Annotated in this window: 25 protein-coding genes and 1 pseudogene; 14 read left to right on the top strand and 12 right to left on the bottom strand. The window is 62.0% G+C overall.

The annotated features are described in order from the left end of the window. The 5 genes from pcaD to AC0L16_RS04455 are packed head-to-tail and all read left to right on the top strand — an operon-like array spanning position 1 to position 3,626. A complete protein-coding gene (gene pcaD / locus AC0L16_RS04475) occupies positions 1-801 on the top strand; it encodes a 3-oxoadipate enol-lactonase (protein ID WP_473619444.1) in 801 nt (266 codons plus the stop codon). Further along, complete coding sequence (pcaC, locus tag AC0L16_RS04470) at positions 798-1,196, top strand: 4-carboxymuconolactone decarboxylase (protein ID WP_473619238.1); 399 nt, start codon at positions 798-800, stop codon at positions 1,194-1,196. Before pcaD ends, pcaC begins: the two co-directional genes overlap by 4 nt. Positions 1,197-1,198: 2 nt before the next feature. Then, entirely contained in the window at positions 1,199-1,957 is a 759-nt protein-coding gene (gene pcaH / locus AC0L16_RS04465) for a protocatechuate 3,4-dioxygenase subunit beta (protein ID WP_473619237.1), read from the top strand. Then, entirely contained in the window at positions 1,957-2,571 is a 615-nt protein-coding gene (gene pcaG, locus AC0L16_RS04460; RefSeq protein WP_473619236.1) for a protocatechuate 3,4-dioxygenase subunit alpha, read from the top strand. The genes pcaH and pcaG overlap by 1 nt, the downstream gene beginning before the upstream one ends. After that, complete coding sequence (locus tag AC0L16_RS04455; protein WP_473619234.1) at positions 2,568-3,626, top strand: 3-carboxy-cis,cis-muconate cycloisomerase; 1,059 nt, start codon at positions 2,568-2,570, stop codon at positions 3,624-3,626. The genes pcaG and AC0L16_RS04455 overlap by 4 nt, the downstream gene beginning before the upstream one ends. 195 nt (positions 3,627-3,821) lie before the next feature. Here the strand turns inward: AC0L16_RS04455 and AC0L16_RS04450 are convergent, their stop codons facing one another. Both AC0L16_RS04450 and AC0L16_RS04445 read right to left on the bottom strand, forming a co-directional pair. Next, positions 3,822-4,946: a Gfo/Idh/MocA family protein gene (locus tag AC0L16_RS04450; protein WP_473619233.1), complete on the bottom strand. Its 1,125-nt coding sequence runs from the start codon at positions 4,944-4,946 to the stop codon at positions 3,822-3,824. A gap of 9 nt (positions 4,947-4,955) precedes the next feature. Continuing rightward, positions 4,956-5,633 (bottom strand): GntR family transcriptional regulator, encoded by a 678-nt coding sequence (locus AC0L16_RS04445; protein ID WP_473619443.1) that lies wholly within the window; start codon positions 5,631-5,633, stop codon positions 4,956-4,958. A gap of 131 nt (positions 5,634-5,764) precedes the next feature. Between AC0L16_RS04445 and AC0L16_RS04440 the strand changes: the two genes are divergently transcribed. Both AC0L16_RS04440 and AC0L16_RS04435 read left to right on the top strand, forming a co-directional pair. After that, the gene (locus AC0L16_RS04440; protein ID WP_473619232.1) at positions 5,765-6,922 is read left to right on the top strand and encodes an LLM class flavin-dependent oxidoreductase; all 1,158 of its coding nucleotides are present in this window, start codon (positions 5,765-5,767) and stop codon (positions 6,920-6,922) included. A 67-nt stretch (positions 6,923-6,989) separates the two neighbouring features. Next, positions 6,990-7,535 carry a flavin reductase family protein gene (locus AC0L16_RS04435; RefSeq protein WP_473619231.1) on the top strand — a complete coding sequence of 182 codons (546 nt, stop codon included), beginning with the start codon at positions 6,990-6,992 and terminating at the stop codon, positions 7,533-7,535. Between the two features lie 38 nt (positions 7,536-7,573). On the opposite strand, the gene AC0L16_RS04430 is transcribed toward AC0L16_RS04435, so the two are convergent. Beyond that, positions 7,574-8,617: a LacI family DNA-binding transcriptional regulator gene (locus tag AC0L16_RS04430; protein WP_473619229.1), complete on the bottom strand. Its 1,044-nt coding sequence runs from the start codon at positions 8,615-8,617 to the stop codon at positions 7,574-7,576. A 128-nt stretch (positions 8,618-8,745) separates the two neighbouring features. Between AC0L16_RS04430 and bglB the strand changes: the two genes are divergently transcribed. The 7 genes from bglB to AC0L16_RS04395 all read left to right on the top strand — a co-directional run bounded on the left by bglB (position 8,746) and on the right by AC0L16_RS04395 (position 17,706). Then, a complete protein-coding gene (gene bglB / locus AC0L16_RS04425) occupies positions 8,746-9,825 on the top strand; it encodes a beta-galactosidase BglB (protein ID WP_473619228.1) in 1,080 nt (359 codons plus the stop codon). After that, positions 9,822-10,658, top strand: a complete 837-nt coding sequence (gene kduI / locus AC0L16_RS04420) for a 5-dehydro-4-deoxy-D-glucuronate isomerase (protein WP_473619226.1) — start codon at positions 9,822-9,824, stop codon at positions 10,656-10,658. The genes bglB and kduI overlap by 4 nt, the downstream gene beginning before the upstream one ends. Further along, a complete protein-coding gene (locus AC0L16_RS04415; protein WP_473619225.1) occupies positions 10,655-13,180 on the top strand; it encodes a hypothetical protein in 2,526 nt (841 codons plus the stop codon). Before kduI ends, AC0L16_RS04415 begins: the two co-directional genes overlap by 4 nt. Positions 13,181-13,262: 82 nt before the next feature. Beyond that, complete coding sequence (locus tag AC0L16_RS04410; RefSeq protein ID WP_473619224.1) at positions 13,263-14,525, top strand: ABC transporter substrate-binding protein; 1,263 nt, start codon at positions 13,263-13,265, stop codon at positions 14,523-14,525. Between the two features lie 15 nt (positions 14,526-14,540). Next, positions 14,541-15,566, top strand: a complete 1,026-nt coding sequence (locus AC0L16_RS04405; protein WP_473619223.1) for a carbohydrate ABC transporter permease — start codon at positions 14,541-14,543, stop codon at positions 15,564-15,566. Beyond that, entirely contained in the window at positions 15,563-16,615 is a 1,053-nt protein-coding gene (locus tag AC0L16_RS04400; protein WP_473619222.1) for a carbohydrate ABC transporter permease, read from the top strand. The genes AC0L16_RS04405 and AC0L16_RS04400 overlap by 4 nt, the downstream gene beginning before the upstream one ends. Before the next feature lie 8 nt (positions 16,616-16,623). After that, the gene (locus AC0L16_RS04395; protein WP_473619220.1) at positions 16,624-17,706 is read left to right on the top strand and encodes an ABC transporter ATP-binding protein; all 1,083 of its coding nucleotides are present in this window, start codon (positions 16,624-16,626) and stop codon (positions 17,704-17,706) included. A 306-nt stretch (positions 17,707-18,012) separates the two neighbouring features. Here the strand turns inward: AC0L16_RS04395 and AC0L16_RS04390 are convergent, their stop codons facing one another. The 9 genes and pseudogenes from AC0L16_RS04390 to AC0L16_RS04350 form a co-directional block, all read right to left on the bottom strand. After that, complete coding sequence (locus AC0L16_RS04390; protein ID WP_473619219.1) at positions 18,013-18,363, bottom strand: MurR/RpiR family transcriptional regulator; 351 nt, start codon at positions 18,361-18,363, stop codon at positions 18,013-18,015. Positions 18,364-18,368: 5 nt separating this feature from the next. Next, positions 18,369-19,193, bottom strand: coding sequence for a 3-methyl-2-oxobutanoate hydroxymethyltransferase (locus tag AC0L16_RS04385; RefSeq protein WP_473619217.1), 825 nt, complete (start codon positions 19,191-19,193; stop codon positions 18,369-18,371). A gap of 59 nt (positions 19,194-19,252) precedes the next feature. Continuing rightward, positions 19,253-19,339, bottom strand: a pseudogene (locus AC0L16_RS04380) (hydroxypyruvate isomerase); the annotation flags it as partial. 5 nt (positions 19,340-19,344) lie between these two features. Beyond that, complete coding sequence (locus AC0L16_RS04375) at positions 19,345-19,653, bottom strand: MocE family 2Fe-2S type ferredoxin (RefSeq protein WP_473520379.1); 309 nt, start codon at positions 19,651-19,653, stop codon at positions 19,345-19,347. Positions 19,654-19,664: 11 nt separating this feature from the next. Next, entirely contained in the window at positions 19,665-20,624 is a 960-nt protein-coding gene (locus tag AC0L16_RS04370) for a sugar phosphate isomerase/epimerase family protein (protein ID WP_473619216.1), read from the bottom strand. Next, a complete protein-coding gene (locus tag AC0L16_RS04365) occupies positions 20,621-21,625 on the bottom strand; it encodes a Gfo/Idh/MocA family oxidoreductase (RefSeq protein ID WP_473619214.1) in 1,005 nt (334 codons plus the stop codon). Before AC0L16_RS04365 ends, AC0L16_RS04370 begins: the two co-directional genes overlap by 4 nt. A gap of 138 nt (positions 21,626-21,763) precedes the next feature. Then, positions 21,764-22,558 (bottom strand): ATP-binding cassette domain-containing protein, encoded by a 795-nt coding sequence (locus tag AC0L16_RS04360; protein ID WP_473619213.1) that lies wholly within the window; start codon positions 22,556-22,558, stop codon positions 21,764-21,766. A 58-nt stretch (positions 22,559-22,616) separates the two neighbouring features. Further along, positions 22,617-23,639: an ABC transporter permease gene (locus tag AC0L16_RS04355; protein ID WP_473619212.1), complete on the bottom strand. Its 1,023-nt coding sequence runs from the start codon at positions 23,637-23,639 to the stop codon at positions 22,617-22,619. A 9-nt stretch (positions 23,640-23,648) separates the two neighbouring features. Beyond that, the gene (locus tag AC0L16_RS04350) at positions 23,649-24,680 is read right to left on the bottom strand and encodes an ABC transporter permease (protein WP_473619442.1); all 1,032 of its coding nucleotides are present in this window, start codon (positions 24,678-24,680) and stop codon (positions 23,649-23,651) included. Positions 24,681-24,776: the final 96 nt, after the last annotated feature.

Raw genomic sequence — 24,776 nt, 5'->3', positions numbered from 1 at the left:
ATGAACTTTGCTCGCATTAATGGCGCGACGATCCACTACCGGCATCGTCCCACAGCCGGCAGGCCGACGGTCGTCTTCGCGAACTCGCTCGGCACCGATATGCGCATCTGGAACGAGGTCGAGCGAAAGCTCACCGAAGACTGTACATCACTTGCGTTCGACAAGCGCGGACACGGCCTGAGCGAACTGGGTGGCGCGCCGCAAACAATCGAAACCCATGCGACAGACCTTGCAGGGCTGCTCGACCATCTCAGCGTAAAGCGCGCGGTGATCTGCGGGCTTTCGATCGGCGGCGTCATTGCGCAATGCCTTTACAAGACGCGGCCGGATTTGATCGAGGGGTTGATCCTTTGCGATACGGCAGCGAAAATCGGCACGGCCGAGATGTGGAACGGGCGCATCAACGCGGCCCTGTCGGAGGGCATCGCGAGCTTTGCCGACGACGTGATGCGAAAATGGTTCACACCGGATTTTCATAAGAATCGCGGCGAGGATCTGGCGGGTTATAAAACGATGCTGACGCGCCAGGATCCGGCCGGCTACGCTGCTGCCTGCGCGGCTATGCGCGACGCCGATTTCACTGCGACGAGCGCCGCGATCAAAGTGCCGACACTCTGCATCGTCGGTGATCAGGACGGATCGACGCCGCCTGAACTGGTGGAATCGCTGGCCCGCTCAATCCCCGCCGCACGGTTCGAGGTCATCGCCGGTGCGGGCCACATCCCATGCGTCGAGCAGCCGGAAAGGCTGACCGGGCTGATCCGTGGCTTCCTGAACGACATGCGAAGCGAGCGCAAATGAGCAAGCCACGACACGGCGACCGATATTTCGAAGGGATGGCGACGCGCCGTTCGGTGCTGGGTGACGCCCATGTCGACCGCGCAGAGGCGGCCAAGACCGAATTCGACATTCCTTTCCAGGAACTGATCACGGAGGCTGCATGGAGCCACGTCTGGTCGCGGCCTAACATCACCAGGCGCGAGCGTTCCATGATCACCATCGCGCTGCTCGCCGCGCTGAAGCAGGATGAAGAGGTTGCGATGCATATCCGCGCCAGCGTCAATACCGGGGCGACGCGCGACGACATACGCGAGGCGCTGCTGCATGTGGCAATCTATGCCGGGGTACCGGCGGCAAATCATGCGATGAAGATCGCCAGGAAGACGTTCGACGAAATCGACGCTCAAGCCGGCTAATCATGACCAAGTCGCGCTTTCCCGCCAACCGCACGCCGGAAATCGGCGCCTTCTTTCAGCGCGACCGCAACTGGCATCCGCCGGCCTTGACGCCAGCCTACAAGACTTCCGTGCTGCGCTCGCCGCAACGGCCGCTTCTTTCCCTCGACAACACCCTGTCGGAGCTTACGGGGCCGGTCTTCGGCCACAACATCCTCGGTGAACTGGACAATGACCTCATACACAATTTTGCCGGGCCGGGCGAAAGCGCGATCGGGCCGCGCATCCTCGTCTATGGCCACCTGCTCGACGAGCGCGGCATTGGCGTCGCCGGTGCGTTGCTGGAGGTATGGCAGGCCAACGCCGGCGGACGCTATCGACACAAGAAGGAGACTTATCTCGCGCCACTCGATCCGAACTTCGGCGGCTGCGGCCGCACCATCACCGGCGAGGATGGCTCCTATTGTTTCCGCACTATCCAGCCGGGGCCATATCCCTGGCCCAACGGACCCAACGACTGGCGTCCAGCTCACATCCATTTCTCGATCTTCGGGCACGGCTTCGCGCAGCGCTTGATCACCCAGATGTATTTCGAGGGCGACCCGATGATCTGGAGGTGCCCGATCGTGCGGACCATCAACGACCGCCGCGCTATTGAAGGCCTCACCGCCGCACTCGACATGGCGGCAGCGATACCGATGGATGCGCGGGCATACAAATTCGACATTGTACTGCGCGGCCGCCGCTCGACGCTGTTCGAAAACCGCATCGAGGGCAACTGATGGTCCAGGCTCTCAGCCGGCTGAAGGAAAGCGCCTCGCAGACCGCGGGACCCTACCTCCATATCGGGCTGACGCCCAACTTTGCCGGTGTCGCGGGCGTTTATGATTGCGACCTTGGCACCGCGATGGTCAACGACAAGACCAGGGGCGAACGCATCAGGGTCAACATCCGTGTGATCGACGGCGCCGGCTCGCCGCTGAACGACGCGCTTGTCGAGATCTGGCAGGCGGACGCCGCCGGCATCTACAATTCACCCTCGGATCTGCGCGGCTCCGCCGACCCGAATTTTACCGGCTGGGGCCGGCTGCCCACCGACATGACGACGGGCGAATGCATGTTCGAAACCATCAAACCCGGTCGCGTGCCCTTTTCTGACGGCCGCAAGATGGCGCCGCATTTGACGGTCTGGATCGTCGCGCGTGGGATCAACATTGGCCTTCACACCCGCATGTATTTCAGCGACGAGGAAACGGCCAACGCCGAGGATCCTGTCCTGATGCGCATTGAGCAAAGAGAGCGCGTGTTAACGCTGGTCGCGCCGCGCGATGGCGACATCTATAAGTTCGACATTCATCTCCAGGGCATCAACGAGACGGTCTTCTTCGACATATGATCGCAGCATTCGACAATCCCCTCCTGTCCGGGCTTCTCGGCGATGAGAAGATGGCGACGCTGCTCGGCGTCGAAGCCGAACTTGCGACGATGCTGCAATTCGAGAAAGCGCTCGCCGACGCAGAAGCTGCACTCGGCATCGTCCCGGCGGCTGCAGCAAGCGCAATCGGACGCGTCCTCGACAACTTCCGGCCGGAAATCCCGGCCCTGAGGGACGGAACGGCGCGCGACGGCGTCATGGTGCCGGAGCTCGTGCGGCAGATCAGGCATGCTGTGGGAGAGCCGCATTCGGAGCATGTGCATTTCGGTGCGACCAGCCAGGACGTGATCGACACGGCCATGATCCTGAGAATTCGCGCCTGTATCGACCTGTTGGAAGCACGGCTTTCGGCTCTGGTGGTCGCCTTCGCCGATCTCGGCCATCGGTTTGGCGATCGCCCGCTGATGGCCCGAACCCGAATGCAGGCAGCGATTCCGATTTCCGTAGCCGACCGCGTCACAAGCTGGCGCGAACCGCTCGAGCGCCACCACGAGCGGCTTCAATCGGTGCGAGGATCGGTTCTCGTCGTCCAGTTCGGCGGCGCCGTCGGGACACTCGAGAAGTTCGCAAACAAGGGCGCCGCCATCCGTGCCGCGCTGGCCCGGCGGCTAAGCCTCGGCGACGCGCCGCAATGGCACAGCCAGCGCGACCGCATCGCCGAGCTGGCCAACTGGCTGTCGCTTGTGACGGGCGGCCTCGGCAAGTTCGGGCAGGACATCGCGCTGATGGCGCAGGCAGGCGACGAGCTGCAACGGGCGGGCGGCGGTTCATCGTCCGCCATGGCGCACAAGCGCAATCCCATCGACGCCGAGATGCTGGTGACGCTTGCCCGCTACAACGCAGTCCAATTGTCGGGAATGCATCATGCGCTGATCCATGAGCAAGAGCGCTCTGGTGCAGCCTGGACGCTGGAATGGTTGATCTTGCCGCAGATGCTCATGGCGGCTGGAGCATCGACCTGTGTCGCGGACAGGCTGGTCCGAACCATAGCGGCAATCGGAGGCAAGGTTGACTGATCCCACTAATGCATGTCGCGCAAAAGTGTGCAGCGGTTTTGCGACAACGACATGCATAAAAACAACAACCTAAAGCGCGTCGCATGAGGCCGGTCAAACGCGACGCGCTTTAGGCGGCTCACGCCGTGGATCTTGCGATTTAGCCGTCTCCGCTGCCACTTGGTCAGTAAGATCAAGCGGTCACGTGAGCTACCATCAGCCACACTGGGCGCTCTCGCAGGCATCGAGCGGGTTGGAAATGGCCGCGCCCTGGTTTGCCGACAATTGTGCGGCCATACCCATGGCGACAGCTTTCCAGCCATCATCCAGCGTCACCTCAACCCGCCCTTCGCCCCGCAGGGCGGCGCAGAACCGCTGATGCTGATAGAAAGTCGAGCCGTTGTGATCGCCGGCCGTCAACAATTGTGGGTCGACCGGGATCTCGACGGTGTACGGTCCCTGCGGAAAGCGCGGGCTGACGATCAACTGCGGCGTCGGCGCCGCGCCGAGATGAGCTGGCCAGAAGCGGCCGGGACCCGGCACCAGGCATTCGATTTTACCTCGCGCACCGACGGCGCTGATCTCCTCCTGATAGCGGCTGCCCTCTGCATACATGCATAGTTCCAGCATGGCGCGCGCGCCGCTGGCGAAATCGACCAGGACGTAGCCGCAATCCCAGATATCGGGTGTCTCGCCATCATAATTTTCGTTGAGATGGTTCACTTCCTGTCCGGCCGACGCCATGATCCTTACCGGTTCCGATTTCAGAATCAGCCGCATGAGATCGAAGAAATGGCAGCATTTTTCGACGAACGTGCCTCCCGATCGACGGTTGAAGCGGTTCCAGTGGGCCACCTTGTTCAGGAACGGGTAGCGATGTTCGCGGATTGTCAGCATCCGGATGCCGCCGGTGGCGTCCTGCGCCTGCTCGATGAATCGAGCGACCGGCGGCATATAGCGGTATTCCATCGCGACCCAGACTGGTGCGGTACAGGTCGCGGCGAACGCCTTCACCGCGGCTGCGTCGACCGGATCGGTGAAAAGCGGCTTCTCGACCAGGATGGGCAGCGCCCGGATAGCAGCGATTTCCCTAAGCTGCGCGAAATGCACATAGTTCGGACTGGCGATGAGCAAGCAATCGACGCGCGGATCGGCCGCCACCTCCGCGACCGAGCCGGCGATCGACGCTTGCGGGGCAAGGCCTGCCGCGCGTGCGCGCATTGTCGCGTCGGGCTCGAAGATCGCCGCGACGCCGACATCGGGCAGCAGCGCGATATTGCGAAGATGCTCCTGCCCCATCATTCCGCAGCCGATGATGCCGTAGGAAATGTGCTTCGCCATAGCCGTTCCCTATCGCAGCCGCGCGACGTAGCGTGCGACGCCATGATCAAACCAGGTCCTGGAAAACTCCGCGCTGGCGCCGTCCTGCATCCAGCCGGTCCGCTCGATGAAACCGGCGGCGGCGCCCGGCGCCAGGCCGAACTCAGGCGGCGCCCATCCGGGCACCTGGTCGACCCCGACGCGGTCCTCTGCACGCAAGATCCAGATGCCGAGCGCCTTGCGGTAGTAGAGATAGAGCGAATCCGACAGCTCTTCGATAGCAACCGTCTCCGCCCGGGAACCGTCAAGCCAGATCTCCTCCAGCGCCGCCGGCTTGCCGCCGAGGCTCCGCAGCCGCCTTATTCTATGGGCCTCGCTGCTCGACCCGAACACCGGCAGGTCCACCGGTTTCGCCAGCCGATCGACTGACAGAACGCGCGCCGTCGGCAGCCCGCCTCCCTCCAGGAGTTCCAGCCGGAACATCGAATAGACACTGGCCACTTCGGGTTGCGAACGCACGTAGTTGCCGGAACCCTGGATGCGGCTGAGCAAGCCCTTGCGCTCGAGATCGCCGAGCGCCTTGCGCAATGTACCGACCGCTATTCCGAGGCCCGCAGCCATGTCGCGCTCCGGCGGAAGCTTCTCGCCCTCGATCATCCGCCCGGCCGCGATCTCGCGGATGAGCATTTCGCTGACCTTTTGATGCATCGGAAGCGCGTAGGCGTTTCTGGACGTGGTCACATTGTCTCCAACGCAAAATTGATACACTATTGATCTACACAAACAACAATGATATGCAACAGGGAAATCAAGTCTCTGACAACGAGGGAGTGCCGACATTGACGGTCGTTCCGGTGACGTCCGCAGATCTCGATGCTGCTGAAGTGTCGTGGTTTTCCGCTTTGTGTTCCGATGATTTCCGCTATCTCGGCGTACCGGATGGCGCGCTGCGGTCGAGTTGGGAGCACTGCTCCGACATCGTCAAGACAGCCGAAGGACTAGGCTTTCGCAATATCCTTTGTCCGTCGTCCTACCAGGTTGGCCAGGATACTCTGTCCTTCGTGGCGGGCTGCGCTCCGATAACCTCGACGATCAACCTTCTCGCGGCGGTGCGTTGCGGCGAAATGCAACCGATCATGCTGGCGCGCACGCTCGCAACGCTCGACCACATGCTGAAGGGCAGATTGACTATAAACGTCATCTCTTCCGACTTTCCCGGCGAAGTCGCCGACAGCCGCTTCCGCTATCGGCGTTCGCGCGAGGTCATCGAGATCCTGCGTCAGGCCTGGACGCGCGATGAAATCGACCATCAGGGCGAGGTCTACCAATTCAGGAAAGTAACCGCCGACCCCGCAAAGCCCTACCAACAGAATGGCGGGCCGCTGCTCTATTTCGGCGGCTATTCGCCCGACGCGCTCGAACTCTGCGGCGCACAGTGTGACGTGTATCTGATGTGGCCGGAGGCGAAGGACGTGTTGGCGCACCGCATGCGTGACGTTCACGAGCGTGCAGCCGCCCATGGCCGCACATTGGATTATGGCCTGCGCGTCCACGTGATTGTGCGCGACACCGAAGCCGAAGCCCGCGAATATGCCGAGGAGCTGGTTTCGAAACTCGACGACGAGCAGGGCAGAATTATCCGCGCCCGCGCACTGGACGCGACATCCTTGGGCGTCGCGCACCAGGCGAAGAACCGCGCCGGCGCCGACGCACAAGGCTATGTCGAGCCGCATCTGTGGACCGGCGTGGGCCGCGCACGCTCCGGTTGCGGCGCCGCGATCGTCGGCTCGACCGACCAGGTCATGTGCGAGATCGAGGAATACCGGAAAATGGGCATCCGCGCCTTCATCTTCTCCGGCTATCCGCATCTCGACGAGGCCATGTCCTTCGGCAAGCGCGTGCTGCCGAACATCAACACCTGCTCGCTGCCGCATGCCTATGGCCGGGTGCCGGAAACCACCCCGCCGACTCCGCTCGGAACCGGGGAGCGGCGATGATGATGCTGCGAATGCGCCTCAACGAGATTGAAGCTTCGACCGCGGCCCTTGGCCAGGAGGGCGCCTGATGTACCACTTCCTCGATCCCGAGCAGCAACCGATGAAAAGCTTCGTGCCCGGCCCCGACCGCAAGCGCGAGTTCCGCGACGCGCTCGGCCGGTTTGCGACCGGTATCACCGTCGTCACCACGATGACGCATGATGGCCCCGTCGGCATCACCGCGAACAGCTTTGCATCGGTGTCCCTCGACCCGCCGATCGTGCTCTGGTCGATCGGCCGGCATTCGAGGCGCTTTGCCGCCTTCGCAGGTTGCGAGCATTTCGCGGTTCATGTTCTGGGCGCGGAGCAGATCGAGCTGAGCCAGCGCTTCGCTCGCGTCGGTCAAGCTTTCGACGGCCTCCCGCACGAGTTGAACGATGCCGGCGTGCCGCTGTTGGGTGGCTGCCTGTCGCGGTTCGAATGCGTGCGGATCTCCGGGCATGAGGGCGGCGACCATTTGATCGTCGTTGCCCGCGTAACCGCCGCGACCTTGCGAGACGGCGAACCTCTGCTTTTCTTCGGCGGAGGTTACGGACGCTTCGAAGACGGTTCGAACGTGACCCCATCGATGTAGTGATGGCCTGGCCCGGACAGCGGCGTGAACCTTACGTCTCAGGCGCGAACCGGGCCGGTCGACTGGCGTTGCACGATATGGCAGGCGAATTCGATACGGCGCGGCGGTAGGTCCCCGCCGAGATCGGCGAGCAGGAGGTCGAGCGACGCCGCGCCGATCTCGCGCATCGGGATATGCATCGTCGTGAGGGGCGGGTTTTGGAAAGCCGCCTGCGGAAGGTCATCCATGCCCATGATCGACACGTCGGCCGGCACCTCGTAACCCGACTTCCGGATCGCCATCATCGCGCCGATAGCAAGGCTGTCGCCCGCGGCGAGCACAGCTGTGAAGTCGAGGCCACGCGCCTCGATGCGCCGCGCAATCGCTTCGGCCGCAAGGTCCGGCAGCCAATCCGCCACTTCCACAGCCAGGTCGCCGGCCGCCAGGCCGCGCTCTCGCAGTGCATCCTGCCAGCCTTCGAAGCGACGCTCGATCGTGCGCCGCCCGCGCCGCATCAGGAACAGGATGCGCCGGTGGCCGAGGCCGAGCAGGTGCTGCGTCGCGAGATGCGCCGCCGAGCGGTTGCATGGCGTCAAGCTCGAATGGTGCATCGCCGGGTCGTCGCCGTTTATCAGCACGATCGGCTTGCCGAAACCGCCGGTCAGCGTCAGCACCGCCTCGTCGTCAAGCGTCAGAAACAGGCAGCCGACGACGCTCTTGTCTTGCCTGGCATCATCGAGCAGCGCGATCTGATCATCGGCGTCGGCGATCGAGCGCGGCACCAGCTCGACACCGAGAGTTTTTGCACGCTCGTTCAGTCCGTCGAGCACATAGAAGGTGAACTGGTTGCGGCCATAGTCGATCATGGCAGCGTTGCTTGCGGCGAGGATCACCTTGCGGCCGGCGATCGAAGTGGGGATCGCATAATTCAACTTCCTGGCAGTTTCGATGATCGTCGACCGGAGGTCACCGCGCACGCCCTTGCCGCCGGCAAGCGCCCGCGACGCCGTGCTGACGGAAACGCCACAGCGCGCGGCGACGTCTTCGAGCCGCACGCGCCGGCTGGGCGTGCCGCGCTTCCCGCTTTCGACCTTGACGACCATCGGCTGTTTCCTCACCAGACCTTCATGCTGCAAAAAATTTTCAGATTGCGCAATAAAAATGTCTGTGGCACCCATTTGCCCGACATCGCGCAAGCCTGGGAGGAGTAGTGGCGTCGTCCATGAGAGATATGCGCTCAAAGCTGGACCTGCTCGTGCACGGCATGACCGGCCTGCGCCATGACGGCCGTTTCGACGAGCCCAACCTCGACGGCACGGCCGGCGACTACATCAGCTTCGATTCCTGGGAATGGCCGCAGGGTGTGGGGCTCTACGGCCTCGTTTGCCTCTGGCGGCACAATCGCGACCCGAAACTCCTAAAGACAATCGACGACTGGTACGAGCGCCATTTAAGGGCGGGCCTGCCGCCGATGAACATCAACACCACCGCTCCGATGATGGCGCTGGCATTGCTCTGGGGCGAGACACGCGATCCGCGCTGGGAAACGCCTCTCTGCCAATGGGCCGAAAGGCTGCTTCGCGACATGCCTCGCACGCCCGAGGGCGGGTTCCAGCACAATGTCTCAGACAAGATCAACGACGACGAATTGTGGGACGACACGTTGTTCATGGCCGGCCTGTTCCTCGCTTTCCACGGCCGCGCGGCCGGCCGGCAAGCTTGCATCGACGAGGCTGTTCGCCAGTTCCTCGTCCATGCGCGCTATCTCGCCGACCCGAAAACCGGCTTGTGGTTCCATGGCTGGACATTTGCCGGCCGACATAATTTTGCCGGCGCTCTCTGGGCCCGCGGCAACGCCTGGATCACGGTCGGCATCCTCGACCTGATCGAAAATGGTGGTGTCGGCAAGCCAGTCGAAGCCTATCTGCTCGGCGTGCTGGAAGCGCAGATCGAAGCGCTGCTGCGCCTGCAGGCGCCATCGGGAGCATGGCACACTTTGCTCGATGACCCGACCTCCTATGAGGAGATGTCGGCCACCGCCGGCATCGGCTATGGTCTCATGAAAGCTGCGCGCCTGGGCGTCGGGCCCAAGGCGTGCGGTCCGGCGGGCCGGCGCGCACTCGACGCGGTGCTGGCCAGCATCGACGAGAACGGCGTGCTCGGAAACGTTTCCTATGGCACCCGCATGGGCCATGATCTCCAATTCTACCGCGACATCCCGATCCAGCCTACCGGCTATGGCCAGGCCCTGGCGATCCTCTGCCTCACCGAGGGGATGATCCATGCCGAAGCTGACGAGGCAGCGGCATGACGATGCGCGTTCTCTTCGGCGCCGGTCCTGGCGACATCGATGGCTACGGGACGGAGCGGCTGCGCGCCGAGTTTCTGGTGGAGCAGCTGTTCGAGCCCGGCCGTATCGCCTTCGCTTACACCCATGTCGACCGGATGATCGTCGGCGGCGCCTGCCCAACCGGAGAGCCGCTGAGTTTCGGCGATGGCGCGGACGTCGGCACGCCTCATCTGTTCACCGCGCGCGAGATGGGCATCGCCAATCTCGGCGGCGCAGGAACGGTAAGCGTCGACCAGCAGCGCTTCGCGCTCGCCAACCGCGATGTGCTCTATGTCGGGCGCGGCGCTAAACAAGTGACGCTCGAAAGCGACAGCGCAGCGCACCCCGCCTGGTTCTATATGAACTCGGTTCCGGCCGGCGCAGACATCAAGCATCGGGTGATCACGAAATCCGAGGCGAAGCCGCTTGAACTCGGCGAGGAGCGACGCGCCAACAAGCGCACACTGCGCATGTACATTCATCCCGAAGTCGCGCCATCCTGTCTGCTGCTGATGGGCATCACGGATCTTGCTGCCGGCAGCGTCTGGAACACCATGCCCCCTCACCTGCATGAGCGGCGCATGGAAGCCTATCTCTATTTCGATCTCGCGGCGGAAGACCGGGTGATCCATCTGATGGGACGGCCGGACAATACCCGCCATCTGATCGTGGCCAATGGCGACTGTGTCATCTCGCCGGCCTGGTCGATCCATATGGGCAGCGGAACCGGGCCCTACGCCTTCGTCTGGGGCATGACGGGCGAGAACCAGGCCTATAACGACGTGTCGCCCGTGCCCGTTGAGACGCTGCGATGAACACCGTGGAACCGATTACGCATGATCTTGCGCTGCGCCGGCCGCTCGCGCTCGGCGGCTCCGTCGTTTATTGGCTCGTCGGCACGACGTCTGAGCAGCGCTACGATGTTGCAGATCAGCCGATGCAAGGGGAGATGGATCCCTTCTTCTTCCTGACCAAGCACAAGAATTTCATCCCGCACGAATATCCCTGCCGAACCGAGTTTGCCGCCGAACGCCGCGGGAAACGGCCCACGCCGCAGGGCGTGTTCGAGCCGGACCGTGTTTGGCTTCCGTTCGGTTCGCCGCGCGTCGACCTGTCGGGCTTCTGGTTCCGCCCGACCGTGGTCGCCACCTGGGCAAGTGCCGTGCTCGACGCAGTCTCGGACGGCCGGGCGCGGCTGCGGCTGCGCACCTGCGGCGGCGCCGTCTTGTTCGTCAACGGGGTAGAGGCCGGCTGGATGGCGCCCTACGGGCGCAATCTCGAGGCTTCCCAGGATTTCGAGGTCGATCTCGTCGCCGGCGCCAACGAGATCAGCATCTGGTTCGACGATCTCGCCGAGCGTGACGCACGCTACTTCTTCCAACTCGACTATCTCCGAGGCCCAGCTGCCGAACAAGTCTTGCCCACGACCGTCAAAGGCGACGTCGCGGCGGCCATGGAAGCCGCTCTCGATGCAATGCATTTCGAGCATCCATTTTATTCCGGCGGCGAAGTGGCGCTGGTGACGGATGTCGCGCTGCCGGTTGCGATGGATGTAGCGATCGTGATCGAGGGCGACTTCATGTCGATCGAGGCGCCCGTGGTCTTTCGCCGCCGCATCGAAGCGGGGGCAAGACGCATCACGATTGCCGCAACGGAAGACCTTCCCGCCGACTTCCGGCATTTTGCCGTATCGCTCTCATCGTCAGGCTTTGTTGCCCGGCGGGTCTTCGGCGTCGAAATCTGTCATGCGGCGCGTCAGGGCCGCGCCCCTGCCATCCTTGCCGACAGGATCGTCGAAGCCCTGGAACAGGTCTCCAATTTCGCCGAGGCCGATACCGTGCGGGCGCTGGCGCGGCTGGCGACGGGCCGCGGCAGCCCTGAAACCGACGCCATCATTGCTGCTGCACTGCCGGCGATCGAAGATTGCCACGACTGCGCCGATTTCATCCTGGTTCCACTTCTCTGGTGCCGTGGTGCCTATGGCGACAGGATTGCGGTCGATCTGCGTCACCGCATTGACAAGGCGATCCTCAATTATCGCTATTGGATGGATGAGCCGGGCAATGACGTGCAGTGGTACTTCTCCGAAAACCATGCGCTTCTGTTTCACACCGCCGCTTATCTCGGCGGCCATCTCTTGCCCGATGCCCGCTTTGTCCGCTCGGGGCGCACCGGCGCGGAGCAGTCGACCGTGGGCCTTGCGCGCGTGCGCGCTTGGCTCGATCATTTCGAGGCATGGGAAATGGCGGAATTCAACTCCGCCCCTTATTTCCCGATCGATCTCAAGGGGTTGACCATCCTGTACGCGCTTGGGCCAGACGCTGACGTCAGCCGGCGTGCCGGGGCTGCGATCAACCGCCTGCTCGAGATCGTCGCCCGCTCGGCTCAGCAGGGCATGCTTACCGGCGCGCAGGGCCGCTCCTACGAACACACGCTGCGCGCCGCCCGTTCGCTGGAACTTTCCGGCATTGCACGCATGCTGTGGGGCAAAGGTTTCTACGGCATGCGCTTCCATGCCCTGCCGCAGCTTGCGCTCTGCCTGCGCGACCATGGGCTCGACGTCCCGCAAGAGCTGACCGGCATCGCTTGCATGGCGGGCGACGACGCGCAGGAATGGTGCTTCGCGCAGGGCCAGAACCGGATCGCCAAGCTCTACCACTACAAGACCCGCGATTTCGCCATGGGAAGCGCAGCAGCCTATCGCTGGAACGAATGGGGTTATCAGGAAACGGTGCTGCACCTGCGCCTCGGCGGCAATCCCGACGCGCAGATATGGATCAACCATCCGGGCGAGACAATTCATTCGGGCTATGGCCGGCCGTCCTACTGGGGCGGCTCCGGATCTCTGCCGCGCGTGCATCAATACCGCGACCTGGCCGTTGTGCTGTTCAGCTGCGCTGCCGAGCAACCCGACTTTACCCATGCCTGGTTCCCACAGAGCGCGTTCGATGAAGCGTGGGTCAAGAAAAATATCGCTTCGGCGCGCGGCGGCGATGGGTTCGCGATGCTGAAGGCCGACAGCGCCTTCGAGCTGGTCGGCCGCGGGCCGACAGCTGGAAACGAGCTGCGCGTGCCGGGCCACCAAGCCGCATGGATCATCCGCTTGGGCCGGCGCCGGCAATATGGGTCGCTGGAGGAATTCGAGGCGCAGTTTTCTCAGCTCGCCCTCGGCCATGGAAAAAACGACCTTCTGCATGTCAATGACCCGGAATACGGCGACGTGCTGTTCCATCCGGATGGCCGCATGGAGGCTGAGGACCGTGTCGTCGATCCGGCCGACTGGCAGGTCACGGGCGAAGCCACGTTCTTCACAGCCGACGCCATCGCAACCAGGTGAGGATCGGATCAAAAGGAGCCCGACAAGCAGTTCGGACAGCGACAATCAAGCGGTGAAGACCGCAAAAGCGGAGGAGAGAACCATGAGAATGAATTCGATAATCCTGGGCCTTTCGGCGGGCCTTCTGTCGTCGACCGCGTTTGCAGGCGACGTTCGCGTGATGTGGTACTCGGACGGCGTCGAGGGCGAGGTCATACAGGACCTGCTCAACCGCTTCATGAAAGACAATCCGGACATCAACGTCATTCTCGACAATGTCGCCTACAAGGTTGTTCAGGAGCAGCTTCCGGTCGAACTCGAGGCAGGACGGGGCCCTGATATCGCCCGCGTCACCAACATCAAGGAACTCGCCGATCATTGGCTCGACCTGACGCCTGTGGTTGCCGATCCAGCATACTGGCAGACGAATTTCGGCGACCAGTTCGACTGGATGCGCCCTGACGGTTCCAAGGTCATTCCAGGCTTCATGACCCAGATCACGCTGACCGGCGGCTTCGTCAACAAGACGCTTTTCGAACAGGCCGGCGTGCCGATCCCGGCCGACACCGCAACCTGGGACGAATGGGTCGATGCTGCCGGCAAGGTGCAGCAGAGCCAGCAGCTCAATGCTGCCTTTGCCATCGACCGCAGCGGCCATCGTATCTCGGCGGCGAACATTTCTTATGGCGCCAATTACATCGGCGGCGATCGACTGCCGGCGCCGATCGACGCCGGCACGAAAGCCTTCGCCGAAAAGCTGGTCAATTGGGTTGCCGACGGCCGCATGAACAAGGAAATCTGGGTGTCGGCGTCGGGCACCACCTATCGCGCCGGGGCCGACGACTTCATCAATGGGCAGATTGCCTACTATTATTCGGGCAGTTGGCAGGTTGCCAACCTCGCCGGCAAGATCGGCAAGAACTTCGACTGGGTGGCGACCGGCTCGCCGTGCGGCCCCGCCGCCTGCACCGGCATGCCGGGCGGCGCCGCATTGGTCGCCGTCAAATACACGAAGAACGCCGCTGAAGTCGGCAAGGTGATGGACTTCCTGGGCCGCGAGGACATCATGCGCGAATTCACCGAGCGCACCCTGTTCCTGCCCGCGCACAAGGGCGTTCTCGCCGGCAAGATCGATTACAAGACCGATGACGAGAACGTCAAGGCGTCGCTCGAAGCCTTCCTGAAGGCATCGGGCAAGATCGCGCCGAATGCCGCCGCCCTGCCGGCATGGAAATGGGGAACTCCGGTTTATGGCGCGCTGGTGACCCGCATCAGTCAGGTCATGGCGGGCGAGTTGGAGCTCGACGAGGCTTTCGTCCGCATCGACGAGGACATCAAGGCACAGGTGGCCGAGGCATCGAAGTAGCGTCGCGGCAGTGTCATGGCAGACGTCCGAAACGGTATAGCAACCCGCGCCGGCACCATGATCCTGGCGCCGGTCGGCTGGCTTGCGAATGTTTTCGATGCGCCACTGCGCATGTTGCAACGGCGCACCGGCAGCAATGGCATGGCCGTGTTCTTCCTGGCGCCGAACATGCTGGTGTTCGGCATTTTCGTGCTGTTTCCGCTGGTTATCAACATCCTCTATTCGATGACCGGTGGCGGGGCGCTGTTCCTCGGCGACCGCACCTTCGTCGGCGCCGATCAGTATGGCCGGCTGTTCAGTTGCGGCAGCTATCTCGATCCGAAGAGCTGCACCGAGGACCTGTTCTGGATCGCGGTTTGGAACACCCTGGCCTTCGTAGTGCTGCAAGTGGCGATGATGGTCGCCGTGGCGCTTGTCACCGCGCTCGTGCTCAACCGTGAGTTGCGTGCGCGCAGTTTCTGGCGCGCCGTGTTCTTCTTCCCGGTGCTTTTGTCGCCGGTCGTGGTCGGTCTCATCTGGCGCTGGATCCTGCAGCGGCAGGGACTGCTCAACCTGATGGTGTTCGAGGCGGGGGGAACCCCGGTCAACTGGCTGGTGGAGCGCAACTGGGCCTTCACGGCGACGATCATGGTGTCGGTCTGGGCCCATGTCGGCTTCTATGCGCTGATCCTTCTCGCCGGCCTTCAGGCCATTCCGAAAGACCTCTATGAGGCCGCCGAGATGGACGGCACGCGGCCCATGCGCGTCTTCTGGCGCATAACGCTGCCCTTGCTGGCACCCAACCTCCTGGTCGTGCTGGTGCTGACACTCATCCGCGCCGTGCAGATATTCGACGAGGTCTATGTGCTGACCGGCGGCGGTCCCGGCACCAGCACGCTGTTCCTCACGCAGTACATCTACGAGGTCGGCTTCGCCTCGCTGCTGCGCAATCCGGGGCTCGCCTCCGCGGCCTCGATCCTCATGGGAGCGGTGCTGGTCGTGCTGACCTTGATCCAGCTAGGCATCGCAAGGCGCAACGAGCAGCGGGGCAAGATGCGATGAGCAGGGTTGCGGAATTTCTGTTACGCCGGCGCGGCGGCTCCGGCTGGCACTGGACCGACGTTTTCACCTGGTTCTGGCTGATCGGCGGGCTGCTTGTCATGTTCGGCCCGGCGCTCTGGCTGGTCAACTCGTCGTTCAAGACGCCCGCGGCGCTGGCGGAGTTCCCGCCGACTGTTTTGCCCTATGTCACCGCCGAAGCTGTCGTGGAAGGCTACGAGGAGCCGCTGCAGCTCTTCGAAGTGCGCAATGACGACGGCAGCGTGCGCGTGCTCGCCGAGGTGCGCCGCCTCGGCACCGTCGCGCAGATGGTCGATCCCGCCAATCCGGGCGAGATCATACGCGTCAACATCAAGAACCGTACGCCCAAGCGCAGCATCGCCTTCGCGCTCGACAATTATGTCCAGCCTTTCCTCGCCTTTGACTTCTTCCTCTATCTGCGCAACTCGGTCTTCGTCACCGTGGTCGCGACCCTGATTACGCTCCTGACCAATTCGATGGCCGCGTTCGCACTGTCGAAGTACAATTTTCGGGGACGCTCGGCTGTGATGATGCTCATCGTCGCGACGCTGATGGTGCCGCTTTCCGTCATTCTGGTGCCGCTCTATTCCGTCGTCTCGGCAATGGGACTGTTCAATTCGCTATGGGGCGTGATCCTGCCCACAGTGGCGACGCCCACGGGCGTCTTCATGCTACGCCAGTACATGCTGACGATCCCCGACGAGCTGATCGAGGCAGCGCGCATGGACAAGGCGTCGGAATGGCAGATCTACTGGCGCATCATCCTGCCGCTGACCGCCCCCGCGCTGGCGGTACTGGCGATCTTTTCCGTGGTCTGGCGCTGGAACGACTTCCTCTGGCCACTGATCGTCTTGTCGCGCAAGGAGGTCTATACGCTGCAGGTTGGTCTCAACACCTATGCCGGCCAACTCAACGTGCAGTGGCATTACATCCTGGCCATGACCGTCGTCACCATGATCCCGGTCGTGCTGGTGTTCATTTTCCTTCAGCGCTTCATCACCACCGGCATTGCCGGCTCCGGTCTGAAATAGAGGCTACCATGAGCCAGATCACACTCACCGGCGTATCGAGGGCATTCGGCAAGGTCGGCGTGCTGCACGACATAAATCTCGACATCCTTGACGGCGAGCTGATCGTCTTCGTCGGCCCCTCCGGCTGCGGCAAGTCCACGCTGCTGCGGCTCATCGCCGGGCTTGACCGGCCTACAGGCGGCGCCATCGCGATCGACGGCAAGGACGTGACCACCGTTCCGGCCGCCGACAGGGGATTGGCGATGGTTTTTCAATCCTACGCGCTTTACCCGCACATGAGCGTGCGCCAGAACCTGGCCTTCGGACTGGAGAACGCCCGTATGGCGCGCGCCGAAATCGATGCGCGCATCGCCGAAGCCGCGCGGATGCTGGAAATCGCGCCGTATCTCGACCGGCGCCCCGGCCAGCTCTCCGGCGGCCAGCGCCAGCGCGTCGCGATCGGCCGCGCCATCGTGCGCAATCCAACCGCTTTTCTGCTTGACGAGCCTTTGTCCAATCTCGACGCCGAGCTGCGCATCTCGACACGCGCCGAACTGGCCGCGCTGCACGAGCGGCTGTCGGCGACGATGGTCTATGTCACGCACGACCAGATCGAGGCGATGACGCTTGCCGACCGCATCGTCGTGCTGCGCGCCGGTCGCATCGAACAGATCGGCACGCCGCTCGACCTCTACAATCATCCGGCCAATCTGTTCGTCGCCGGTTTCATCGGTGCACCGCGTATGAACTTCCTGCCTGTAAAGGTGGCACCCGGAGGCACTGGCCGGTCAAGCCTCACGCTGGACGGTTCAGCTGGATTCGAGATCGACGGGAACGTCAGCGCGGCCAATGGCGACGTGACGCTCGGGCTGCGGCCACATCACATCAGCCTCGCCGATGCCGGCAAGGGAGACGTTGCGGCCCGTGTCGCGCTGGTGGAAGCCCTCGGCTCCGAGACAATCGTCCACACCAAGACAACCGGCGGCCAGACCATGCTGGCGGTTGTCGCCGGACAATGCCCGGTGGCTTCAGGCGACACGGTGGATCTGAAGTTCGATACCAGCCATCTGCATCTTTTCGATGACACCGGCCTGCGCATCGCAGTGAGTTAGAAGTCGGTCAACCCCGTCCGGGATGGCGTCGGACGATGACTGGGCTTCCCGGCATGGATCGCATTCGTGCGAGAACAATCAAACTGGGCGCTGTAGGGATAGCGAAGCTCGATTGGCCCACTTCGGCGCGAAGTTGGCCATAAACCATTGATATTGAAAGTTTTTGGCAGGCCCGGAGGACGTGTTCAAATTATTGATTTCATTGTCCTTTTTGTTGGCACATATCGAGGAACATTCCCGTATCATTCCGTATGGTTCCGCAGCAGGCAAGCGCCACATGTTGCCCGTGTTATGCCATGGTCCTTCTCAGCAGTTCGCCTTCACGTGTGCTTCCTGAAGCTTGAATCGATGCAGTATATGATTTCGGAAGCAGCTCTGCATTTCCTCAAACGACCCAAACCCGAGACGCGATGCAAGTCGGGACACGGTCGCGGGTGATACATGGCAGCGGCGCGCGATTGCGGCGGCATTTTCGAAAGCCACGTAATCCGGCTCCGCAAATATCACCCGGGCGACAGCCTCCGACTTCGCCGGAAGTGTCAGTTCCCTTTTGGCAATCAGCGCTTTGAGCTCGTCAAGCGATGGCGCTCGTCGGTTGTCAGCTGATACGCGCTGTCGACCGCATGTCCGTGAGGGATAAGATGAGCCCACAGACATAGTTCTCACCCTTTAACTGTCTTCATGAAGATATCGAACTCGGCATCCACAATCGGAACCGTGTGCTCGTAACCGGGATATCTGCCTGAATCGACGTCTGCCTTGTAATCCTTAAAGGCAGCGACGCGCTCGTCCTGAATCTTCTCCAGCTCAGGGCCAAGGTTTCGATAAACTTTTCCGTGTCGCGGCTTATGGTTCTTGCCGTAACCGCAAACATCTTCTGTGAAGAGGTACTGCGCATCGGCATATTTGCCAGCGCCCATACCTAGCATGACAAGCGAGGAGTTTTCGGTGAGGAATTTCGCGACGCGATCTGGGACGACTTCCAGCTCCGCGCCGAAGACTCCTATTTGCTCCAGCTTTTGGGTGTGTCGCCAAATGCGCACTGCTTCGTCGGCGGTCTTGCCGACTGCGCGCCAACCCGTCCAGGTGATATAAGACGGCACCAGGCCGATATGGCCAACGACAGGAATGTAGTTATCGCACAACGTCTTCTGGATGTCGTATGACGCCGCACAATAAAAGGCGTCGCCGCCTATGCCGGCAAAGTGGAACGCTGCACGCAGATAGTCCTCCGCTGTTGCGAGCGGGCGGCCCGCGAAACTCCCATAGCTGCCATATGGCAAACCGACTTGTACGAAACAATCGCCGGCTGCCTGGCGCATTTCCGGATCGAAATATCGACCTTCGATGGAGAGCATATGGATGCCGGCGGCGGCTGCGGCAGCCGCCTCATCCGGGGTGCTGACGAAGAGCATGGAGATTTTCTGTCCGCTCTTCTTCATCTTGCGGATGTCCTCGACATGAGGACGGTTGTGATACATGCCCATAATCAGCCTCCACAGGGGATCAGGCAGCCTTGTATGTCAAACAGCGCTTTGGCGATGAATGGCCAATTCATTTCGGCGCGCCAAGTAATCGGGCGGTCGCGCCAGAGCATCTCGGCGCAGGCTGCAAGCTGGAACGGCTGGTCCATATGGCTCAGATCTCGATCATGATGCGGCCATTTTCGACCTTCGTCTTGTACGTCTTGAGATTCTCGCAAGCGGGCGGGGTCTCTACGTCCCCAGTCGTGAAATCGAAGACGGATGCGTGTTTAGGACACTCCACTGTATTCCCCATTACGAGACCGTCAGCGAGGTGAATACTCTCGTGCGTGCAAAGCCCGTCGGTGCAGAAATATTCGTCCGCATCATTTCGAAAGATCGCAAAGGTGCGACCGCCATGATCGAAGCGCTTGGCTTCCTCGGCTTCGATGTCGTCGGCGGCACAGGCGTCGATCCAAGGCATGGAACCTTCCTTCAGATGGCTTGCGGTTTGTAGTCGGCGGGGGCGGACGGCATGACCCCCTGCAGCAGCGCCACGGACTTTTCGAGTCCTTCCAGGGAGTTCAGGAGCACGTCCTCATGCTCGATGGAAAGCCAGCCGTCATAGCCGGCCATCTTGAGGCGATAGCAGAATTGCCGCCACCACTCCTCGCCATGGCCGAAGCCAAGCGTGATGTAGCTCCATGACCGGGCCGGAAGATCCATCAGGTTGCCATTCTCGAGCAGAGAAGTCGTCGCCTGCACTGGTGCGTTGAGCATCGTGTCCTTGGCATGAACGTGATAAACCGCCTCGCCCAACGATTGGGCCGCCGCCAGCGGGTCGGCACCCATCCAGAACAGATGCGAAGGGTCCAGATTCGCCCCCACGACCGGTCCGACCGCCTGTCGCAACTTCAGAAGCGAGGGCACGTTGAAGACACACTGGTTGCCGTGGAGTTCAAGCGCGATGCGCTCCACGCCGTTCTCTTCAGCCAACGCCACGATCTCGGTCCAGAAGGGAATCAGCTTCTCTTCCCACTGGTATTTCAATATGGCCTGTGTTTCCGGAGGCCACGACGAGACGACCCAGTTGGGCATGGTATCTGCAGCGTTGCCGGCCGGGAGGCCGCTCATGGTGCAGACCGTCCGGATGCCCATTTCGCCCGCGACGCGAATAGTGGTTTTCAGCCCTTCGCCCTGGGCCGGGTCGGTCGGGTGTAGCGGATTGCCGTTTGCGTTGAGGCTGACGATTTCTAGCCCGCGCTCCTCGAACGCGCCAACGAAGCGCTTCTGGCCTTCCCTGTTGCCCAGCATGGACGAAAGCCGAAAATGCGGCGCGGTGGACCAGCCACAGGTGTTTACCTCGACGCCGGAGACACCCATGCGCTTCGCATGATCCAGCATCGTTTCGAAGGGCAGGTTGCCGAGGCTGTCTGAAACGAAACCCAGCTTCACGCGTAAAACTCCGGCTTTGCGATCATTTCTACGGGTACGCGGCGGCCCTCGTGCAACGCCTTCACGCCCGCCTCGGCAACGACGGCGGCGCAATAACCGTCCCAGCAATTCGCAGCGGTTGCCGGGAACTCACCAGTCATGGCGAAGCGTAGGAAGTCGCGGTTCTGCCGACGGTAGGCATCGGCATAGCGGGTCCGCCAGTCGGCGTCGTAGCTCGTGCTCTGTGCAAACGCAGAATCGATGCGAGTGTAGGCGACATTGTTGATCGCAACGGTCCCCCGCTCGCCGATCAGTTCGGCACGGACATCGTAACCATAGGCGGCATTGTTGTTGATCTCGATGTTGACGAGTTGGCCATCGACCGTCTCCAGCACCATGAAGACAGGCGCGACGCGGGCATCTGAGCGCTTCGGCTGGAAGGCCGAGATCGACGCATATTCCGTCGAGAGCACATAGCGCACGACATCGAACTCGTGTGGAGCCGAATTGGTGATAGCCATAGCGCCGGTGAAATCTGCAGCCGGCGTTTCGACATTGCGGTGAAAATTGTGCATCATCAGGGGCTGGCCAAGGCGGCCGTCTGCGAGCGCCCGCTTCATCTCTTCGTAGGAGCGATCGTAGCGCCGCATGAAACCAAGCTGGACGAATTTCGCGCCCGACTTCTGTTCGGCCTCCATCACCGCGATACAGTCAGCCGACGCTTGGGAGAGGGGCTTTTCGCACAACACACGCTTGCCGGCGGCAATACAGGCCTTCGACAGCGGCGCATGTGTGGCATCGGGGCTCGCCACGATGATTGCGTCCACGTCCTTCCGCGCGGCAACACCTTCTGGATCGGTGGAGATGTCGAGCGCACCAAAGGTGTCGGCAACAGTGCGGGCGCGCGCCTCATCCATGTCGCACACCAGCTGAAGGCTTGCTCCGGGAAGGTCTTCCGCCACTATCCTGGCGTGGTCGGCGCCCATCACACCGGCACCGATCACCGCAATCCGTATTGTCATATTTCTTCTGCTTTGTTCGATGTGAAGTGGCTGGTGGCGCCAAGGGTCATCAGGGCCGGTCGAAGGCAGAGGTTTCCCGAGGAGAACGATCGAGCCGCCCGCCCATCCAGCTCGAGAGGCGGCGCATTCTCATTGTGATCATGCATGCAATTCATGCTCGATTTCCACCTCGAGGTCCGCCATGGTTTCTCCGCCGGCCATCAGGTCGGTGATCTCCTCGCGGGTTTTCTCGCGCTTGCGGAAATCGGCGGCGATCGCACCGCGAATGAGGACGGCGAAATGGTCTCCCACCGCCATCGCGTGCATCACCTGGTGAGTGATGAAGACGACCGCGAGACCGCGCCGCTTGGCTTCATTGACGATGCGCAGCACGTGAGCTGCCTGCTTGACGCCGAGCGCTGCCGTCGGCTCATCGAGGATCAGAACGCGAGCGCCGAAATGCACGGCGCGGGCAATGGCCAAAGACTGGCGTTCCCCGCCTGACAGGCCACCAACAAGCCGGTCACCGTCGTCGATACGCGTGATGCCGAAATCCCGCACCGCTTTCACCGCGATCTCGTTGGCGCGCTTGCGGTCGTAGATCTTGAACGGACCCCAACCCTTTGTCGGCTCCAACCCAACGAAGAAGGAGCGGCCGATGCTCATCAGCGGGAACGTGCCGCCAAACTGGTGCACGGTGGCAATGCCCCGCTCCTGCGCAGCGCCTGGCCGGCCAAAGCTGACCGCCTTTCCGTCCATCAGGATCTCGCCGCTGGTCGGCTTGTGGACGCCTGACAATACCTTGATGAGAGTGGACTTCCCGGCGCCGTTGTCGCCGAGGAGACACAAGACCTCACCCTGGCGAATTTGCAGCGAGATGTTATGCAGCACGTCGATCGGGCCGAAAGACTTGTTGACATTTTTCAGTTCGAGAATGGCAGGTTTTTCGCTCATAATTGTCGCACCTTTCGTTCTTCCAAGCCGTCGCTGACCGCAACTGCAGGCGCATTGCTCAAGGCTGTATGGGCGCCCTCGGCACGCTTTGTTTTGAACCTCGCCAGTAAGACAGAGCCAGCTCCCGGAATGACTGATTCATCAGCACCGCCGCCAAAAGCATCACGCCGATGATCAGGTTCGACCAGTTCCGATCGATCTGGGTGAAGTAGATGCCCTGGCTGACAATGGCGAACGTGATGGTACCGACGAAGATGCCGATGACCGAGCCGAACCCTCCCGTGAGCAGCACGCCGCCGACCACCACGGACACGATCGCGTTGAAGATGAAGTTCATTCCGCCGGAAACCTGGGCCGAGTTGAACAGGATCGCCTGGCACATGCCAACGAATGTGGCGCTGACGGCGGACAGCACGAACAGTGCGATGGTCATGCGGTTTGTCGGAATGCCTGCATTGCGGGCGCTGACGCGATCGCCGCCCATTGCAAACAGCCAGTTGCCATAGCGGGTCTTGTGCAGCACGAAGCCAATGAGGACAGCGAACACTACCCACCAGACGATGATGACCTGATGGCTTCCGCCGATAAGCTGTCCGAACAGGAATTTGGCCCATTCGGGAGCGGTGACGGCAACGCTAGCGTTGCCAGTCAACAACACGGACCCACTCAGTACCAAGCCCTGCATCGCTACCAGGGCGGCGAGCGTAATGATCAACGAAGGCACCGAGGTGCGGATCGTCAGCAAACCATTGACAAGGCCGACCGCCACACCGATCGCCAGGGCGCCGGCCATGCCCACCGCGATGGGCAGGTCATAGTAGCCGCTAAGGATGGCGGTGGTCATAGAGCCCGCGGGGATCAATGCGCCGATGGAGATGTCGAGTTCACCCGAGATCATCAGCAGACCGACCGGAATGGCGACAATGCCGAGATTGGCGGCAAAATTCACCCAGCTCGCCGCGCCAAGGAGTGTGCCCAGGTCCACGCCACCGAAAAATACGAAGAACAGCACCACCCCGATCAGGCTGAGGATCGAGCCGGCCTCCGGGCGGCGCAACAAGGATTTGATTGTCTCTATCATGGCGGTCCCTCAAGCCTTCTTCGATGAGTAGCTGAGCGCCAGCTGCCGAAAGGTGTCGTTGGTGAGCACGGCGATCAGGAGAAGCGCGCCGATGATGACGCTTCCCATGTTGGGATCGATACTCGTGAAGTAGATGCCCTGGTTTACGATGGAGAAGGTGATCGTGCCGAACACGATACCTACGACCGAGCCAAATCCGCCGGTAAGCAGAACGCCCCCGATGACCACGCACATGATCGAATTGAAGATGAAGGACTGCCCAGCCAGAACCTGAGCGCTCTGGTAGACCATCACCTGGCTGACTCCGACGAACGCGGCGGAAAACCCCGAAAGCATGAATAGACCGATGGTAAGCCGCTTGGTGGGGATGCCCGCGTTGCGCGCGCTCTCCTTGTCGCCCCCGAGTGCATAGATCCAGTTGCCCACGGGCGAGATGTGGAGGAGCCAGAGAAGGGCGGCGATGTAGACGAGCCACCAGAGAATCGTCACTTGGAACATGCCCCCGAGATATTGGCCGAGAAGCGTCTTCGTGAGTTCGTCGGGTACCAGCGAGACACCGGTGCTGCCGGCGATCATCACCGTAAGGCCCAGCGTCAGGCCCATTGTGCCGAACATCGTTCCTATTGTGATTATCAGGGACGGGATCGTGGTTCGCGTGACGAACACGCCGTTGATCAAACCGATGGCGAGACCGAGCCCAAGCGCGGCCGTGATGCCGAGCCAATCAGGCAGGCCATAGTAGCCGGATACGATCGCGGCCGTTAGAGAGGCCGCGGGAATCACGGCGCCGACCGAGATGTCCAGCTCACCAGCGATCATCAGCAGCCCTATCGGCAGAGCGATGATGCCGATCTCGGAGGCGATGCTCAGCCAACTGGCCGTACCGGCTGCTGACAAAAAGCCACTGCCTCCGAATATGGCGAAGAACAGAAAGACTGCGACCATGCCCAGGAACGAGCCCGTCTCGGGCCGCCGCGCCAGACGACCTAGGGCCAGTCCAGAACGGCCGCGGTTTGCCATCGGCGTTGGGGTGGATGTCATGGGATGTGCCGTCATGGGTAATCCGCGAGTTATCGAGCGCCAAGATGGCGGTCGCTATGGAAGTAGAATGAACTGGCCGCCCGCCTCACAAGGCTG

It is taken from the genome of Mesorhizobium sp. WSM4848, from assembly GCF_055811375.1.
This window is presented reverse-complemented; position numbering and strand designations above follow the sequence as displayed.